Origin of the sequence: Streptosporangium sp. NPDC050284 (assembly GCF_044459525.1) — a bacterium.
Classification (GTDB): domain Bacteria; phylum Actinomycetota; class Actinomycetes; order Streptosporangiales; family Streptosporangiaceae; genus Streptosporangium.
In genome coordinates this window covers 427,419-444,134 of sequence record NZ_JBITIZ010000005.1, presented here as the reverse complement: position 1 = coordinate 444,134, position 16,716 = coordinate 427,419, and the positions used below count along the sequence as shown (strand labels likewise).

Here is a 16,716-nt window from a genome sequence, read left to right as displayed (position 1 = left end):
GGCCGCTGTGAGTCATCTTTGGCGGGCAGCATCGGAAGCGTGATCGGACGAACACGATTCGGTGCCGGCAATCCGAGAGCACGAGGAGGGACGAGGTGGGTGAAGACGATTTCCAGCACCTTGAGCGGCTGGTAACGGAGCTTGACTGTCGCGGGCTGCACGCCCGCGTGGTGCGGACCCACTCGGGCCGTGCGTTCGTGCGTGTGATCAATCCGAAGGCGACCAGCCTGGCGGAGAACGTCACCTGCAGGGCGCAGGCCACCCCCAGCCATCGGGACTGGTACTACTGGTGGTCCTGGGGCGAACGAATGCACACGGTGGAGGACCCCGCCGGTGCCGCGACCAAGGTCGCACGCGTGCTAGCCGCGGTAGGAGAGTGAGGTGAGCGGCACAACGGGCGCTCATTCGCCCGGTGTGCCGCGCCTACCGCGGCCCGACGGAGCCGGCGGGGTGATCCGGTGCGGAGCGTCTTCGGACGCTGGGCACCCCGCCGGCTCCGAATCGTCAGGCCCGCACCCGCGGGCCGCCGTTCCACGAAAAGCGCTGAGGCTCCCCGCGAGCCGAAGCCCACGAACCGCTGCAAAGCACAGGCTGCCGTCCGGTCTCTCGTCCGGGCGGTGAGTAGGAGGGATCCCTTTCGGGAACGGCACGGGACACGCTTCCGGGTGCGTGCCCCGTGCCGGGTCACCCCGTCACCAGGGGCATCCGGGTCCGCCTCCGCGGCTCCAGACCAGGATGTCCCCGTCTTCCCCGGCGTGATGTGACGGAGGCCGGTTTGATCGGCAAGATGGGTGGGTCCCATGACTCACCCAGTCAGCCTGTCGATCCGATCCGAAAGGGATCCACTCCGTGTTCCTGCTCTCCCCCACACCCATCCCTACTCCCATCCCCAGTGTCACCCCCACTCCCAGCGTCACCCCGACATCCGGGGCGGAAGCCGTCGTCGAGGACCTCCTCGACGCGAGTGCGGGCCTGACAAAAGGGTGCGGAGACGGTGGGGGAGTAATCTGCGACTTCGTGAAGATGCTCATCCCCACGTCCGTCGACTGGGTGGCCCCCGTGATCGCGTGGCTGATCGCCATCACACTGGTCGTGGCCATCGCGCTCATCCTGCGCAACCTGTCGCACCGGTTGATCGGCCGGATCGTGCGCCGGGCGTCCGCCGAGCGCACCTCCCTGGCGGGACGGCTGCGCGGCAGGGAGACGGTCGCCCCCGAGGGCCTCGACGCGATCGTGGCCGAACGGCGCAGGCAGCGGGCCGAGACCATCGGCTCGGTGCTCAGGCACGTCGCCTCGATCATCATCCTGGGCACCGCCGCGCTCACCATCCTCGAACGCCTCTCCATCCCCATCGCCCCCCTGCTGACCAGCGTCGGCATTCTGGGCGTCGCGATCGGCTTCGGCGCCCAGGAGCTCGTCAAGGACTTCATCGCCGGCATGTTCATGCTCCTGGAGGACCAGTACGGCGTGGGTGACGTGATCGACACGGGCACCGCGATCGGCACCGTGGAGGCGGTCACCCTGCGCATCACCCGCCTGCGCGACAGCGACGGCCGCGTCTGGTACATCCGCAACGGCACGATCACCCGCGTCGGCAACGAGTCCCAGGGCTGGGCACGCGCCACGGTCGACGTGCCCGTGGCGTACGCCTCGGAGATCCCCGTGGTCCGCGACCTCCTCAAGGAGGTCGCCGACGAGATGTGGAACGAGCCCGCCTTCCGCGACAGCGTCATCGTCGAGGAGCCCCAGGTCTGGGGCATCGAGCAGATCTCCGACACCGCGGTCATCTTCCGGGTCAGCGCCAAGACCCTCCCCTCCCGGCAGGGCGAGGTCGCCCGCGAGCTCCGCCTGCGGATCAAGTTCGCCCTCGACCGCGCCGGCATCACGATCGCCTCCTGACGTCAATTAGGCTGGATGACGTGTCCGCTACCCCCGAGGAATCCCAGTCCTTCTACGACGCCGTTGGCGGCGAGGAGGCCTTCAGGCGTCTGGTGCACCGCTTCTACCAGGGAGTGGTCACCGACCCGATCCTCCTGCCGCTGTATCCCGAGGAAGACCTCGAAGGCGCCGAGGAGCGGCTCAGGCTCTTCCTCATCCAATATTGGGGCGGTCCCAACACCTACGGCATGCAGCGGGGCCACCCCCGGCTGCGGATGCGGCACAACCCGTTCGTCATCCGCTCGGCCGAGCGCGACGCCTGGCTCCGCCACATGCACGACGCGGTGACCTCCCTGCAGCTCCCCGACGAGCTGGAGAAACGCCTCTGGGACTATCTCGTGTACGCGGCGCACAGCATGGTAAACACCCCCGACGCATAAACCACGGTAAGGCCGGGGTCTGCCACGCATAAACCCCACCGGCCTGGGGCAACCCATGCTCATGGAAACCCCCTGGTGGCGTGATGCCGTCGTCTACGAGATCTACGTTCGCAGCTTCGCCGACGCCTCCGGAGACGGCGTCGGCGATCTGCCCGGCATCCGGCAGCGCCTGCCGTATCTTGCCGAGCTCGGCGTGGACGCGATCTGGTTGACCCCCTTCTACCGCTCCCCCATGGCCGACGGCGGTTACGACGTGGCCGACTACCGCGACGTCGACCCGCTCTTCGGCACGCTCTCCGACTTCGACGAACTCGTCGCCGAGGCGCACCGGCTCGGGCTGCGGGTGATCGTCGACATCGTCCCGAACCACAGCTCCTCCGCCCACGAGTGGTTCCAGGCCGCCCTGCGAGGCGAGGGGCGCGACCGCTACATCTTCCAGGACGGCGGGGAGTCCCCTCCCAACAACTGGCAGTCGACCTTCAGCGGCCCCGCCTGGAGCAAGACTCCCGACGGGCAGTGGTATCTCCACCTCTTCGCCCCCGAACAGCCCGACTTCAACTGGCGCAATCCCGAGGTCCACTCCGAGTTTCTCGACGTGCTGCGGTTCTGGCTCGACCGCGGGGTGGACGGGTTCAGGATCGACGTCGCGATGGGCCTCTACAAGGCCGAAGGGCTGCCGGACACCCCGCCGGAGGACCAGGCGTTCAAGGCCGAGTCGCCGATCTGGGGGCGGCCCGAGGTGCACGAGGTCTACCGCGACTGGCGCAAGGTGCTCGACTCCTACGAGGGCGAGCGGATGGCGATCGGCGAGGTCTGGACCGACTCCGCCGAGGATCTCGCCCTGTACGTCCGCCCCGACGAGCTGCACCAGAGCTTCAACTTCGCCTGGTTGGAAGCGCCCTGGTCAGGGCCCGCGTTCAAGAAGATCATCGATGACACGCTCGCCGCCGTAACCGCCCCCACCTGGGTCCTTTCAAACCACGACGTGATCCGCCACGTGACCCGGTACGGCGACGGCCTCACCAACTCCACGACGGGTCTCGCCCGTGCCCGCGCGGCCCTGCTCGCGATGCTCGCCCTGCCGGGGTCGGCATACCTCTACCAGGGGGAGGAACTCGGCCTCCCCGAGGTGAAGGATCTTCCCCCGGAGGCCCGCCAGGACCCGATCTTCGCCCGCTCCAAGGGAGAGCTGGCCGGCCGCGACGGCTGCCGGGTCCCCATCCCCTGGTCCGGTGCGGCCGAGCCCTACGGCTTCTCGCCCGAGGGAACACGGCCCTGGCTGCCACAGCCGGTCGAGTGGGCCGCGCTCTCCGCCGAGCGCCAGTCGAACGACCCGGGCTCGACGCTCGGCTTCTACCAGGAGGCTCTGCGCGCCCGCCGCGAGCTCCGCGGCACGCTGCCGGACGAGATCATCTGGCTGGACGCCCCCGAGGACGCCCTCATCTTCAGCCGGGGTCCGCTCACCTGCGTCATCAACTGCGGTTCCGAGCCGGTGCGACTGCCGCCGCACGACCGTGTCCTGATCGGCAGCGCCCCGGTGGAAGGTCACCTTCTCCTGCCGGACACCGCGGCGTGGCTGCACATTCCTGAGGCCTGACAGACCGCCTGCCACCGGCGTATATCTGGTGGCAGGCGCCCTCAGCCCGTGACGAACCTGTCCAGGTAGGCGAGCTCGTCCTGGTTCAGCCGTCGAGGGGAGGCCTTCTCCACGTCGTAGGCCACGATCACCGAGCGAGCCCTGACGAAGATCTCCTCGTCGTCGCGGATCTCGTACACGAGGGTGAACCGCACCGGCCGGATCTCCGTCACCCATGACTCCACCCGGACCGGATCGGGTCGGAAGGTGAGGGGCCGCACATAGTCGATCTCGTGTCTGGCGATCACGAGCCCCTGGAAGGGCTCGTTGCCCTCACGCCGAGGATCGACATGGAACAGCGCGAGCCGCGCGTCCTCCAGGTAGTCGAGAAACCGCACGTTGTTGACGTGTCCCAGTGAGTCGATGTCGGCGAACCTCACGGCCCTGGGGAACACATGCCGGTGGCCACGGCCGACGCCGTCCACGATGCTCTGTCCAAACACACCCAAAACCGTAGCGGGCCCCGACGCGCCGCCGTACGGCGGTACGTCGGAAGCCCGTCGGCGCGACGACACCGCACCCGTCGCGGACAGTCCCGCGCCAGATGCGACACCCCTGCCCGAAGACCCGGCCGATCTCCGGGCCGGTCTCCGGAAAGGGGGATCAGGGGATCAGTCGCGGGTGAGCTTGCGGTAGGTGACCCGGTGCGGCCTGGCCGCGTCGGCACCCAGGCGCTCGACCTTGTTCTTCTCGTAGTCGGCGTAGTTGCCCTCGAACCAGAACCAGTTCGAGCCCTCTTCCCAGGCGAGGATGTGGGTCGCGATGCGGTCCAGGAACCACCGGTCGTGCGAGGTGATGACCGCGCAGCCGGGGAATTCCAGCAACGCGTTCTCCAGGCTGGAGAGCGTCTCGGTGTCGAGGTCGTTGGTGGGCTCGTCGAGCAGCAGCACGTTGCCGCCCTGCTTGAGGGTGAGCGCCAGGTTGAGCCGGTTGCGCTCTCCGCCGGACAGGATGCCCGACTTCTTCTGCTGGTCAGGACCCTTGAACCCGAACGCCGCGATGTAGGCGCGGGACGGCATCTCGACCTGACCGACCTTGATGTAGTCGAGCCCGTCGGAGACGACCTCCCAGACGTTCTTGGAAGGGTCGATCCCTCCTCTGCTCTGGTCGGCGTAGGAGATCTTGACCGTGTCGCCGATGACGATCTCGCCGCTGTCGGGCGTCTCGCTGCCGGTGATCATCCGGAACAGGGTGGTCTTTCCCACACCGTTCGGGCCGATGATGCCGACGATGCCGTTACGCGGGAGGTCGAAGGAGAGGCTCTCCATCAGGACCCGCTCCTCGAAGCCCTTGGTGAGCTTCTCGGCCCGGATCACCGTGGTCCCCAGGCGCGGGCCCGGCGGGATCTGGATCTCTTCGAAGTCGAGCTTGCGGTGCTTGTCGGCCTCGGCGGCCATCTCCTCGTAGCGCTGCAGACGCGCCCGGCTCTTGGTCTGGCGGGCCCTGGCGTTGGAGCGGACCCACTCCAGCTCCTCCTCCAGGCGCTTCTTGCGCTTGGCGTCTTTTTGGCCCTCAAGCTTGAGCCGCGCCGCCTTCGCCTCCAGGTAGGTGGAGTAGTTGCCCTCGTAGGGGTGGCAGCGGCCCCGGTCGAGCTCCAGGATCCAGGTGGCCACGTTGTCCAGGAAGTAGCGGTCGTGGGTGACGGCCAGGACGGTGCCCGGGTATTTCTCCAGGTGGGATTCGAGCCACTGGACACTCTCGGCGTCGAGGTGGTTGGTGGGCTCGTCGAGCAGCAGCAGGTCGGGCTGCTCCAGAAGCAGCTTGCACAGGGCGACCCTGCGGCGCTCTCCACCGGAGAGCTGGGTGACCTCGGCGTCCGGCGGAGGACAGCGAAGGGCGTCCATCGCCTGCTCCAGCTGGCTGTCGAGATCCCAGCCGTTGCGGTGATCGAGGGCGTCCTGAAGCTTGCCCATCTCGTTGAGCAGCTCGTCGCTGTAGTCGGTGGCCATCAGCTCGGCGATCTCGTTGAAGCGGTCGAGCATCGCCTTGGTCTCGGCGACACCCTCTTCGACGTTGCCGAGGACGGTCTTGGATTCGTTGAGGGGGGGCTCCTGCTGAAGCATGCCGACGGTGAAGCCGGGCATGAGCCGGGCGTCGCCGTTGGACGGCTGCTCCAGGCCCGCCATCATCTTCAGCAGCGTCGACTTCCCGGTGCCGTTGGGGCCCAGGACACCGATCTTGGCGCCCGGCAGGAACGACAGCGTCACGTCGTCGAGGACGACCTTGTCACCGTGCGCCTTGCGCACGCGCTGCAGCGTGTAGATGTACTCCGGCATGCCCTTAGTTTAGGGCCTGGGGAGTTCAGCTATGGGCGGCCCCGGATAGGGCGCGGTTCAGCCGGGAGCGGCCTCGGATCCGGGCCTGCGGGCCGGGGGCACAATGGTGGCCGACAGGCAGATCTGGTCGCGGCCGAGCTCCTTGGCCCGGTAAAGAGCGAGGTCGGCCGCCGCGAGCAGCTCGATCAGGTCGTCCCCGTGCACACTCATGATCGCGACACCGACCGAGATGGTCACAGTGATCATGTTGTCGTCGGCCGGGACGGCCATCCGCCCCACCCGTGAGCGCAGTCGCTCCGCGACCCTGCGCGCCTCGGTCACATCGGCCCTGGGCAGCAGGACGACGAACTCCTCACCGCCGAAGCGGCCCACCACGTCGTAGTCGCGCAGCTGGCTGCGGATGGTGTCGGCCACCCCGACGAGGACCTGATCTCCGATCAGGTGACCGTAGGTGTCGTTCACCTTCTTGAAGTGGTCGATGTCGACGATCAGCAACGCGAGCGTCTCCCCGGTGCGCCGCGCCCTGACGATCTCGGTGTCGGCCTCCCGCTGCCAGGCCGCGGCGTTCAGCAGACCGGTCTTGAGATCGGTGCGGGCCGCCGCCTGGAGCTGGGCGTGGAGCAGGCTGCGCTGGAGCAGCACGACCGGGGGCAGCGCGAGGACCAGCAGGGCCAGGTTGAGCCCGCAGGTGATGGAGACGAGGACGCCGAGACAGAGCTCGACGAAGTCGAGGAGCAGGTTCTCCCGGTTCCACAGGACCTCCCGCCAGCGGCTTTCGGGGTCGGCGGTGTGCGCGGCGATGGCGATCAGCGCGGTGTTGATCACTGTGAATAAGATCGCGCAGCCGATGGCGACGAGGATCGGCCATCCTTCCCCCCTGGTCAGCGCCCCCAGGTCGCCGACCACGGCGTGGAAGAGCAGCGAGGCCGCGCATCCGGCCAGTCCGATCGCCGCCGAGCTGACGACCCGCCGGTAGACCACCGTCGCACGCACCCGCTTCTGCAGCAGGAACTGGAGCGGGATGGGCGCCAGGAGTGCGTAGATCGGCGGGAGGAGCAGAGCTGCGGGTAACCACCAGGCGGACAGCAGATCACGGTAGACGCCCGCGGGCATGCCGAGCCTCCGGGTCGCCTCGATGCACACGGCTCCGCACATCATCAACGCCGCGAACGTCAGCACATCGGACCAGCGGAAAACACCGGAAATCGAGAAGAACACGATCGCGACGAGATCCAGCGCTACTATCCCGCACAGGTAGCCGACCAGCGGACGACGCTGCCCCAGCAGGGGCCATCGATCGACCAAAGGTGTCATGCCGTCGCGTGGTTTGACCGGTGAGTGACTGGGAGCCACCATGTCGTCCCCCTCTCCGACTAACGATGTGTAACACAATAGTTGCGGAGTGTGCGACGCGCGATGGCAACCGCTACCTTTGGCGGAGTGAGTCAGCCCACCGGCCGGCTCACGACTTGGAAACCGCTCGCTCGCGAGCGGGCCGTGGTGGGAAAGGAGCAAGCCATGCTGCGGGGCGTGACCTGGACCTAACAGGTGTCTCGGCATCTGACACGGGCAAGACCATCGGCCGGTTATCTCGGCGTCACCGCGCAGTCACGGCGAGACCCCGACCGCGCCCGGCCGGTGCCCCCTCACCTCGCCCGCACCCAGGCTCTCGCCGTGTTCCATGCGAGCCTGCTGCCCCCCCCCACCAGACACCCTGCTCACTCGAACCCCCTGGATCTCCCCTCTCCCCTCGTCGAATCCTCCAGCGCTTCCTCTCCCCTGCCTTTTCAGGGCCTCGTGGCCCGATCACGGCCGTTCGACGTCCGGCATCGTCATCCGACACCCGGGCACAGGTCGTGGGATCGAAAACGAACCAGGTAGGGGGAGGACGCCAAGAGGGCACCTCCCTCTCAACATCGAAGAGCCGTCAAGAGAGTCATCTCCGAGAGCACGTTCGGCCGGTTCCACGGCGATGACTCCGCCAGGGCCGCGGAGACCGGCTCCGGCGACGCGTCGAGGTTCGGGCACGGTCACCCGGTCAGGGTGGACAGCCTCTGGTCGAGGTCGCTCCTGCGGGTGTCGTCGGGTAGGCGATCGCGAACGGCGAGCAACTTGCCGACGTTGCGCTTGGAGGGGGCCTGCTCGATCAGCGGAACCGCCTGGTGCAGCAGGTCACCGGCCTGGTCGGCGTTGCCGAGGTCGTTCTGGACGCGGGCACGCCTGATCAGGTAGGTGGCATAGTCTCTGCGCCGGGTCGGGGCGTACCCGTTCCTGGCCTTTTCCAGGTGGAGGTCCGCGCGTCGCAGGTCGTCCAGATCGAGGTGACAGGCGCCGACATGGCTGTGGAAGGCCCCCTCGTCGAACCACCGGACCCATCGGGGGTCGTCCGCGCGAGCGCCACGCCCGAACTGGGTGTCGGCGATGCCCAGGAAGCGATGAGCCTCGGCCTTGTCACCGACACTCGCGTGAGCACCGGCCAGACGCACGGCCAGCACGCTGGCGGTGCGCGGCGTGACCTCTCCGGCGCTTCCGTAGGCGGCACGGGCAAGGGTCAAGGAACCGGGAAAGTCCCCTACGTCCTTGCATTGCAGCGCCATCGACTTGAGGATGTCCGCCCCCAAAGCGCGGTCACCGGCCGCGTGCGCGGAATGGACTGCGGCGACCCAGTATCGCTGAGCCGCGGAATGCAGGCCCGTGTCGAATGAGGCGAACCCTGCTATCTGCCCGAGTTCTGCGGCCAGTGTGTGAAGACGCCGGGCGATGGCCTCGCTGTAGGAGGACTTCTCCAGCACCCCGGTGACCATGCCGAGCTCGGCATCGAGCAGTTTGCGAACGTACTGCCCGCCGTGGCTGCCCTGCAGGGTGTACAGGCGAGGCAGGCTCGCCTCGATCTGCTCAACGAACTCCTCACCGATCTGGCCCCCGCCCAGCACAGAGGTGAGCCGGGCCGGTTCGACGTTGAGCCAGTCGGTCGCGAACGCGGTCAGGCTCATCCCGGTCAGCCGCACGAAACCTCGCCGGTCCATCATCGCCTTCTCCAATGCGTGGTTGAGAGCGAGCCGACTGCCCGTCTGGTCCCAGGAGAAGTCGACTCGGATGGGGTCGCCGACCGGCAGCCAGCCGGGCCAGGGCCGGGCGTGGACAGTCTCCGGGGAGACACCGAGCTCGGCGGCGAGAGCGAGTTGGGTATCCCGGTCGGGCACGACCCCCCAGTGCTCCCAGCGCCACGCCTTCTCCCTCCTTCGCGCCATGTTCCCGACGCGTCGGGCGATGACGGTCACCAGGTCCTGGTAGGTCCAGCCGCGCTCGGCGCGGACATAACTCAACGGATGGACGAAGACCTCTCCGGGCTGCATAGAGACTGGTCCGGACATTCGCCACTCCCCTTTCTCCGACTGTAAATCTGATTAATCCACCCGGACAGGCCACGAGAGGCTTCCCTGAAGAGGGGACAACCCCGGACGACGAGATCTCCCTGTTCGAGAGGGGTGCGAGCAGGTTTTCTTGAGGCCGTTCGGTTCGTTCCGCCCCCGCAACACTACGCTCCGAAATCGTCTCATCACAACGGATAATTAGGGCAGGAATTTCACGAAAGCCCTAATGAACAGCGCCCCATCCCGCCATAGGCGACTTTCCCAAAACCGGTTTCCGTCCGCCGGCGAAACGTCTCCATTTCCCACCCGTTAGGAGCGACGATGCTCATCGAGCACGTGCCCGTCCCGGACCCCGACGGGCACGGCAGACTCCACAACCGCTTCCGGATGACCGCCTGGTGCCTGCCTCTCGGCAACGCCGCCCGCCGTGCCCGGGAGCTGTTCCGCGACCAGCTGGCCAAACAGCTCCCGGACCCCGACGTGCTCGACGACCTGGAGATCGTCGTCTCCGAACTCGTCACCAACGCCACCCGTTACGCCCCCGCCCCCTACGAACTACGCCTCCTGCACGACCACAACCTGCCCGTCCGCGCCGAGGTCGTCGACGCCGGAGCAGGAACCACCCTCATCGACCACCTCCTACGCCGCCCACCGGCCGTCCCCGAACACCTCGACGACCTCGAACCCGGCGGCCGAGGTCTGCGCATCGTCACCGAACTCACCCACGGCCACTGCGGCACCCAATGGACCCGGCTGTGCGGCACCGGCCAACTCGGCACCGCCGTCTGGTTCGACCTCCCGACCGAGCAATGCCAGCTCGACCTCACCCCCCGACGACACCACCCCTGAACTCCCCCAACCTCCGGGCAGCCAGGATCGTCCCCCGATCCCCCTGGCCCCGGAGCCGGCCCACGCCCACCACTCCCCCACACCGGGCGTGGACCGCACCCGGAGGCCGGCGTCCACGGACCCGATCCCATCCCCGTCCGTGACGCCGGCCTCCCCACCCTGTACCTCTTCCAGTCCGCGCTCCGGCCTTGAGTTCCCGGTCGACTGGAAGGTCCGCAGCCCAGACCTCTCCGCCTGAAGCGGCTCAGGCCGCGATGGGTGCCCGGGTCGGCCAGGGCGTCTCGTCGCTCGTATCCGGGTGGATCCTCATCGTGCCCGGCCCGCTCCCGACGGGCGCCTCCCCCACGCTCGGGCCTCGCGCCCCCGTCGTGCCTCGCCGCCTCGTCGTCGTGCTTCTCGCCGCCTTCGTCCTCCCGGTCACGGCCTGTCCCTCCGCCGTTTCCTCCCTGGCGGGACCGTGGCCCTGCCCGGTGAGCTCGTGGTCCGCCGGGCGCGGCGGGGCCTCGACGGCCTCCCAGACATGAGTGGTGTCCTGGGGGCCGGTGGTCTCCGGGTGAGCGGTGGAGCCAGCGGAGATCGCGCCGGCCTCGGTCGCCTCACCGTCCGGCGTGATCTCCACCTCGCGCGGCGTGGAGGGCTCGGCGTCGGAGCCGGTCTTCAGCGGAGACGTGGCGCCGAGGGCCCCGGCCGCGACGGGGGCGCCGCCGCTCATGGCCCAGTCGGAGGTCTCGCGGTCAAGCTCGATCCGCTCCGCGCTGCCCAAAGCCGCGACCGGCCCGCCGCGCTGCGGCTTGGAAAAGCTCCCGAGCCCCCAGCGCAGGTCGTGACCGAGCGAGTTCGCCTCCACCTCGGGCATGAACCGGCGCTCTCCCTCATGGGCGAACTCGCGGATCCGCAGCCTCCCCTGGACCACGACCGGCTGGCCCATCTGGACCGACTGGGCGACGTTGTCGGCGAGCCCGCGAAAGCAGCGGACGCCGAAGTAGGTCGTCTCGCCGTTGCGCCACTGCTGGTTCTCCCGGTCGTAGTAACGACTCGTCGAGGCGATCTTGAGTGAGGTCACCCGGGAGCCGTCGGGGAAGGTGTGCTGGCGCGGCGGAGCCGCGACGTTACCGGTCAGCGTGACGTAGATGTCGTTCATCGTGCCTCCCATGAGAGCCGGCCGAGCGCCGGCGGCATGAAGGACACGATCGCTCCGTCCGCCCCTCGCACGGATTACCGAATCACGCTCTGTGGAAAAGCCCGGGGTGCGCGAGGAGGCTGTGGACAACCGGACCCGCCGACCTCATCCCCGCTGAAAGCAGGTTCACGACATGCGTGGGAAAGCTGTGGACAACCAGGTCTGTCGACTTCGCCCCCGCTGAAAACAGCTTCACGACACGCGTGAGAAGGCCGTGAACAACCCGGCGGGGAGGGGTCAGTCCCGCAGGCCCCGCATCGCCGAGTTGAACTCGCTATAACGGGCCAGCTCCCGCTCCACCGGCTCGATCACCATGTTCTCGGCGATCCCGGCGACCCTGCGGCGCATCTCGCGCTCCAGCGCGTCACGCTCGTTGCCCGCGCCGAGCACGACGAAGTTGCGGCTCGCCGTCGCGGTGAGCACACCGAGCCCCAGGACAGAGAAGATCATCAATCCGACCCACGGCAGTGAGGCCGCGTCGGCGAACATCTCCAGCCCTTGTGGCGGGGTTCCCAGACCGAAAACGCCGTAGGCGAGGGCCGTACCGACCCAGGCCAGGCCCACGACGAAGAGCAGGACCAGGAAGTACTGCCAGGCCAGAAGCAGTCGCCACCAGCCGGGAACCCTGTCCAGTCTCGGCGCGACCTCCGACAGTTCCTCGGAGAGCACCTCGGGCAGCTGCGCGGAGCGGGAGCGCGCGGCGTCCCTGATCCCGTTCTGCCACGCCTCGTGCATGCCCGAGGTCAGGCCGTCGGTGAGCGCCTGGACGGCGGTGTCCACCTCGGCGGGCTGCGCGCTGACCGAACCGCCGGTCAGGCCATGGATCTCGTCTCGCAGTTTGCCCAGGCGCAGGCTTTTCAGCGGGTCGGGGCGAAGCTTGGCGGCCCAGCGGGTGTAGGGCCAGCCGACCCACTCACCGGACCGCGCGGCGTACACGTTCTCCATCGCCTCGCCGACCGCGGGGACGCCGACCGCGTCGCAGAGCGCGTCGGTGAGACCGATCCTGCGGGCGTCGTCGATGGAGGAGGGTGGGGAGGCACCGTCGGCGGGCATGACCTTCGCGAGGCGGAGCGTCAGCCGGTCGAGGTCGGCCTCCAGCCGCTGGGTCGCGGCCCTGCGCTTGGAGACGGTCTCGGCGAGGACGGCCTTGAGCTCGTCGACGCCTCTGCCCATGATCGCCGAGGTGGTGACGATCACGGGGTTCTCGACCCCCTCACGGCGGAGCATGCCGTCCAGGTCCTCGACGCACTCGGCGAGTTCCTCCTGGTCGAGCTTGTCGGCCTGGTTGAGTACGAAGATCGTCACGGCCTCGTGCCCGGCCAGATCGGTCACGTAGCGCCGGTGTGTGGAGGCGTCGGCGTACTTCTGCGGGTCGAGCACCCAGACGACGAGGTCGGCGATCTGGATGAGCCGGTCGGCCTCGGTGTCGGTCAGCGCCCGGATGGAGTCGTGGTCGGGCAGGTCGAGCAGGATCAGCCCGTGAAGCTGGCCCTCGTCCTTGTCCAGGGCGCTGGCCCTCGCGAAGCGGTGCCGCCACTGGATCTGCAGCCAGTCGAGCAGCGGACCCGCCCCGTCCAGGCCCCAGACGCAGGCGTGCGTGCGGGCCGTGGTCGGGCGGCGCACCCCTGTCGGCGACAGTTCCAGGCCGGAGACCGAGTTGAAGAGCGTCGACTTGCCGCTGCCCGTACCTCCCGCGAGCGCGACCACGGTGTGCTCGGAGGAGAGCTTCAGCCTGTCACCGGCGCGCAGCAGCAGCTGACCCGACTCGGTGAGGAGCTTGGGCTCGACCTTGCCCGGCCCCAGCTCCACGATCCGAGCCAGCGCGGCGAGCCGGCTGCCGAGACCCTGGCCTGACTGGGTGGTGCCAACACTCATCGGGCGACCTCAAGGTTGTACGTTGCCTGGTAAAGGCGGGTGGCGGCGGATTCGTCAGGTATGCCCGCACCGTCGAGAGCCTGGGCGTAACGCGCCATCTCGTCGTCGAAGAGCATGCCGATCCGGGCTCGGAGATCGCTCCGGGCCTTCACGCCGAGGTTGCGCAGCGACTCCGCGCCGAGCAGCGCGTGCACCAGCCGTTGCGGCAGGGCCCCGGCGCCGTTCCGCTCGTCCGAGGAACCGAAACCGAGCAGCCCGATGGTCAGGATCAGCGAGAGGGACTCGTCGTCGAACGAGATCACCCTCGCCACCGCCCGTTTGGTCACCCCCTCGGTGCGTATCAGCTCGACGATGTGCTCCTGCCAGGCCGCGACGGCCCGGCCGGTCCTGCGCGCGAAGTCGTCGGACGGGCGGCCGAGATCGGGGGTCGCGGCCAGGGCCTCCTGCGCGCCGGGGCGGTTCAGCCAGCGCGAGGCGGCCTCCTCCGAGGCCCGCTGCGCCGCCGAGACGACCACCGACTCCAGCCCCGCCCGCAGCGCGGACTTCAGCGCGCTGATCCGCTCGGGCGCCTGCTGGTTCGCCTTGCCGCCGAAGCGGCTCGGCCTGCGCAGGTGGAGAGTACGCATGAGGTCGCCGGACCCGGCGAAGTCCTGCCAGCGGGCGAGCACCTCACCCCTGAGCAGCGAACCGTCCTCGGTGCTCTTGTCGATGTCGGCCATCGCGCGGGCGTAGGCGCCGTCCACGTCGCCGCGAAGGTCCCTCCGGAAGGCGACCTGGATCTCCAGGTGCTTGGCCAGGGCGGGGACACGGGTGCGGAAGCTGTTCAGCACCCCGTCCAGGGTCGCCCGTACGGCCTGCGCGCGGCGCCGGTCGTCGACCGAGAGATCCGTGAGCCACTGACGCAGCTCGCTCACCTCGGTGTCGGGGAGCATCCCGTCGGTGACCCTGCTCTCGTTGATGACGAACCGCTCGACCTCGCCGAGGCCGTACTCGGTGAGCATCCTGACGAAGTGCTTGGTGATCACTTCTCGGGACCTGGGCGGCACCCGGGAGAGCACGATGGCCAGCCGGGCTCCACGCTCCTTGGCCAGGCGCAGCAGCCGCCAGGCCGGGGCGTCGGCGTACCGGGCGGCGGTGGTGACGAAGATCCACAGATCGGCCGCGTCGAGCATGCGGTGGGCGATCTCGTGGTGCTCCTCGACGACCGAGTCGATGTCGGGGGTGTCGAGCAGGGCGACACCGGAGGGGAGATGCTCGGTGGAGACGAGCACGAGGCTCCCCGAGGCGGCCTCGGGGTCGGGCTCGCCGAGCCGCCGCAGGCTGCCGAGCAGGTCGCTCTCGGCGAACCACTCATGGTCGTCGGGGTGGCAGGCCAGAATGGGCGTGCCGGTCGTCGGGCGACGTACTCCGGTCGCGCTGATCTTGGCGTTGGCCAGGGTGTTGAGAAGCGTGGACTTGCCCGCGCCGGTGGAACCCGCCACCACGACGAGCGCGGGCGCGGTGCTCGTGTGGACGCGCGGGATCACGTAGTCGTCGAGCTGGGCGAGGATCTCGCTCTGGACCCGCCTCGCCTCCTCCGCGCCGGGGAGGTCCAGGCCGAAGGTGAGGTCGGTGACGCCGGTGCGTACGGCGGTGAGCGCGTTGCTCAGCGCCTCGGAGACGGCCTCGGGAAGCGGGGTCTCCCGCATCCCATCCGGCGCTCCATCCTCGCCCTCGCTCCGGCTTTCCTCGTCCTCACTTCGGCGTTCGTCGTCCTCACTTCGGCGTTCGTCGTTCTCGCCCTGGGTTTCCTCGCCCTGGGCCTCCTCGTTCTTGCTCTCCTCGTCGCCGTCGACGGTTCCGGCCTCGTCCCGGACATCGTCACCGGCCGCGTCGTCGCCCCCGTCCTCGTTCTCGCCTGGCGTCTCGTCGGCGGCCGCGGAGGGCTCGGCGTCACTCGCGGTTTCGTCGGCGATGCCGGTGTCGGCGGTGGCGACCGTGGCGTCGCTCCGAACCTCGCCGCTCTTGGCCTCGTCGTCCTCGGCGTGGCCGGTGTCCGGTGTGCTGCCGTCGCTCTCCGCGTCGTCCTCGGAGTCGTTCCGACGTTCCTGCGAGATCGTGCCGAGAACGACCTCGTCCGGCTCCGCGTCCTTGTCGGACCGTTCCTGCTTCTCCTCCGCCCGGCTCGCGCGGAGGGACGGAGCGCCTCCGGTGCCGGACTCGCTGTCGGGGGCGTCGCCCTCGGACCGGGAGGGGGCTTCCTCTACAGCGGTGCCGGAGGCAGAAGATCCCGTCTCCGGCGCGGGGTCCGGGACTTCCTCGGAGACGGAGGCCTCGGCGCCGGTTCCGGACGGGGAGGTGGCGGGGTCGGCGGTACGAGGGACGTTCGTCGGAGGAACGGGTGCACCCGGACGGAAAAGCGCACCGGGAGCGGCATCCGCACCGGCAGGCGCGCTCGGAGGCACCGGAGCACCCGGACGGAAGATCGCGCCGGGTTCGGCCGGGGAGGCTGGAGCCCCGGAGGTCTGAGGTGCGGGAGCACCGGACGAGGGCCTGGCGGGGCCACCGGTGCGAGGGACGTTCGGAGGAACGGGTGCACCCGGACGGAAAAGCGCACCGGGAGCGGCATCCGCACCAGCGGGTGCGGATGGAGGGACAGGAGCACCGGGACGGAAGGCCGCATCGGGGGCGACGTCCGCACCAGCAGGCGCGCTCGGAGGCACCGGAGCACCCGGGCGGAAGGCCGCACCGGGAGCGGCGTCGGCACCGCCCGGAGCGCTCGGAGGAACGGGTGCACCCGGGCGGAAGGCGGCGCCGGGAGAGCCGGCTGCGGCACCCCCGCGGGAGACGCCCGGAGTGCCACCGGGGGCGCCCCGCCCTCGGGGGGTACCCTGAGGAGCCGCGGGCGTGCCCCCACGGGGAGCAGTCGGGGGTGTGCCCCCACGGGGAGCGCCCGGAGAAGCAGGAACACCCGGTGAGGCGGGGAAGCCACGGGGAGCGGGCGTCCCGGGGGCCGCGCCGGGCGAGGCGGGAGCACCTCCACGGGGGACACCCGCGGAAGGACGAACCCCCTGACCAGGAGTCGCGCCGGGCGCGGAGGGAGTGCCTCCGCGAGGGACACCGGGGGAAGCGGGACCGCCCTGACCGGGGGCCGTGGCGGGGCCGCCTCGGGAGGGATTCGCCGGGCGGTTGCCCTGGGTGCCCGGGGAGGCGGGCTTGGCGGCCGCTT

The 16,716-nt window shown here is 69.3% G+C and carries 12 protein-coding genes; 5 read left to right on the top strand and 7 right to left on the bottom strand.

Going from position 1 to position 16,716, the window contains the following annotated elements; translation table 11 throughout:
• Positions 1 to 95 precede the first annotated feature (95 nt).
• From ACIBH4_RS15330 to ACIBH4_RS15315, 4 genes are all read left to right on the top strand, one after another.
• Positions 96 to 380 carry a hypothetical protein gene (locus ACIBH4_RS15330; RefSeq protein WP_362514799.1) on the top strand — a complete coding sequence of 95 codons (285 nt, stop codon included), beginning with the start codon at positions 96 to 98 and terminating at the stop codon, positions 378 to 380.
• Between the two features lie 643 nt (positions 381 to 1,023).
• Positions 1,024 to 1,899 (top strand): mechanosensitive ion channel domain-containing protein, encoded by an 876-nt coding sequence (locus ACIBH4_RS15325; protein ID WP_362514993.1) that lies wholly within the window; start codon positions 1,024 to 1,026, stop codon positions 1,897 to 1,899.
• Between the two features lie 20 nt (positions 1,900 to 1,919).
• Positions 1,920 to 2,318, top strand: coding sequence for a globin (locus ACIBH4_RS15320; RefSeq protein ID WP_362514796.1), 399 nt, complete (start codon positions 1,920 to 1,922; stop codon positions 2,316 to 2,318).
• A gap of 55 nt (positions 2,319 to 2,373) precedes the next feature.
• Positions 2,374 to 3,915, top strand: coding sequence for a glycoside hydrolase family 13 protein (locus ACIBH4_RS15315; RefSeq protein ID WP_399172196.1), 1,542 nt, complete (start codon positions 2,374 to 2,376; stop codon positions 3,913 to 3,915).
• A gap of 41 nt (positions 3,916 to 3,956) precedes the next feature.
• Here the strand turns inward: ACIBH4_RS15315 and ACIBH4_RS15310 are convergent, their stop codons facing one another.
• The 4 genes from ACIBH4_RS15310 to ACIBH4_RS15295 all read right to left on the bottom strand — a co-directional run bounded on the left by ACIBH4_RS15310 (position 3,957) and on the right by ACIBH4_RS15295 (position 9,604).
• Positions 3,957 to 4,397, bottom strand: coding sequence for a thioesterase family protein (locus ACIBH4_RS15310; RefSeq protein WP_362514793.1), 441 nt, complete (start codon positions 4,395 to 4,397; stop codon positions 3,957 to 3,959).
• Between the two features lie 168 nt (positions 4,398 to 4,565).
• Positions 4,566 to 6,230 (bottom strand): energy-dependent translational throttle protein EttA, encoded by a 1,665-nt coding sequence (ettA, locus tag ACIBH4_RS15305; RefSeq protein ID WP_362514790.1) that lies wholly within the window; start codon positions 6,228 to 6,230, stop codon positions 4,566 to 4,568.
• A 57-nt stretch (positions 6,231 to 6,287) separates the two neighbouring features.
• Positions 6,288 to 7,586 carry a GGDEF domain-containing protein gene (locus ACIBH4_RS15300; protein ID WP_362766288.1) on the bottom strand — a complete coding sequence of 433 codons (1,299 nt, stop codon included), beginning with the start codon at positions 7,584 to 7,586 and terminating at the stop codon, positions 6,288 to 6,290.
• A gap of 674 nt (positions 7,587 to 8,260) precedes the next feature.
• Positions 8,261 to 9,604, bottom strand: coding sequence for a hypothetical protein (locus ACIBH4_RS15295; RefSeq protein ID WP_362766285.1), 1,344 nt, complete (start codon positions 9,602 to 9,604; stop codon positions 8,261 to 8,263).
• 321 nt (positions 9,605 to 9,925) lie between these two features.
• Here ACIBH4_RS15295 and ACIBH4_RS15290 point away from each other — a divergent pair, with 321 nt between their 5' ends.
• Positions 9,926 to 10,453, top strand: coding sequence for an ATP-binding protein (locus ACIBH4_RS15290; RefSeq protein ID WP_362766282.1), 528 nt, complete (start codon positions 9,926 to 9,928; stop codon positions 10,451 to 10,453).
• A gap of 244 nt (positions 10,454 to 10,697) precedes the next feature.
• Here the strand turns inward: ACIBH4_RS15290 and ACIBH4_RS15285 are convergent, their stop codons facing one another.
• The 3 genes from ACIBH4_RS15285 to ACIBH4_RS15275 all read right to left on the bottom strand — a co-directional run bounded on the left by ACIBH4_RS15285 (position 10,698) and on the right by ACIBH4_RS15275 (position 15,952).
• Positions 10,698 to 11,594 carry a single-stranded DNA-binding protein gene (locus ACIBH4_RS15285; RefSeq protein ID WP_362514779.1) on the bottom strand — a complete coding sequence of 299 codons (897 nt, stop codon included), beginning with the start codon at positions 11,592 to 11,594 and terminating at the stop codon, positions 10,698 to 10,700.
• Between the two features lie 276 nt (positions 11,595 to 11,870).
• Entirely contained in the window at positions 11,871 to 13,508 is a 1,638-nt protein-coding gene (locus ACIBH4_RS15280; RefSeq protein ID WP_362766279.1) for a GTP-binding protein, read from the bottom strand.
• A complete protein-coding gene (locus ACIBH4_RS15275; protein WP_362766276.1) occupies positions 13,505 to 15,952 on the bottom strand; it encodes a dynamin family protein in 2,448 nt (815 codons plus the stop codon). The genes ACIBH4_RS15280 and ACIBH4_RS15275 overlap by 4 nt, the downstream gene beginning before the upstream one ends.
• Positions 15,953 to 16,716 lie beyond the last annotated feature (764 nt).

Coding starts and splice junctions, on each gene's coding strand:
- ACIBH4_RS15295 (WP_362766285.1), bottom strand. CDS start 9,604: ATGTCCGGACCAGTCTCTATGCAGCCCGGAGAGGTCTTCGTCCATCCG.
- ACIBH4_RS15285 (WP_362514779.1), bottom strand. CDS start 11,594: ATGAACGACATCTACGTCACGCTGACCGGTAACGTCGCGGCTCCGCCG.
- ettA (WP_362514790.1), bottom strand. CDS start 6,230: ATGCCGGAGTACATCTACACGCTGCAGCGCGTGCGCAAGGCGCACGGT.
- ACIBH4_RS15315 (WP_399172196.1), top strand. CDS start 2,374: ATGCTCATGGAAACCCCCTGGTGGCGTGATGCCGTCGTCTACGAGATC.
- ACIBH4_RS15290 (WP_362766282.1), top strand. CDS start 9,926: ATGCTCATCGAGCACGTGCCCGTCCCGGACCCCGACGGGCACGGCAGA.
- ACIBH4_RS15300 (WP_362766288.1), bottom strand. CDS start 7,586: ATGGTGGCTCCCAGTCACTCACCGGTCAAACCACGCGACGGCATGACA.
- ACIBH4_RS15325 (WP_362514993.1), top strand. CDS start 1,024: ATGCTCATCCCCACGTCCGTCGACTGGGTGGCCCCCGTGATCGCGTGG.
- ACIBH4_RS15280 (WP_362766279.1), bottom strand. CDS start 13,508: ATGAGTGTTGGCACCACCCAGTCAGGCCAGGGTCTCGGCAGCCGGCTC.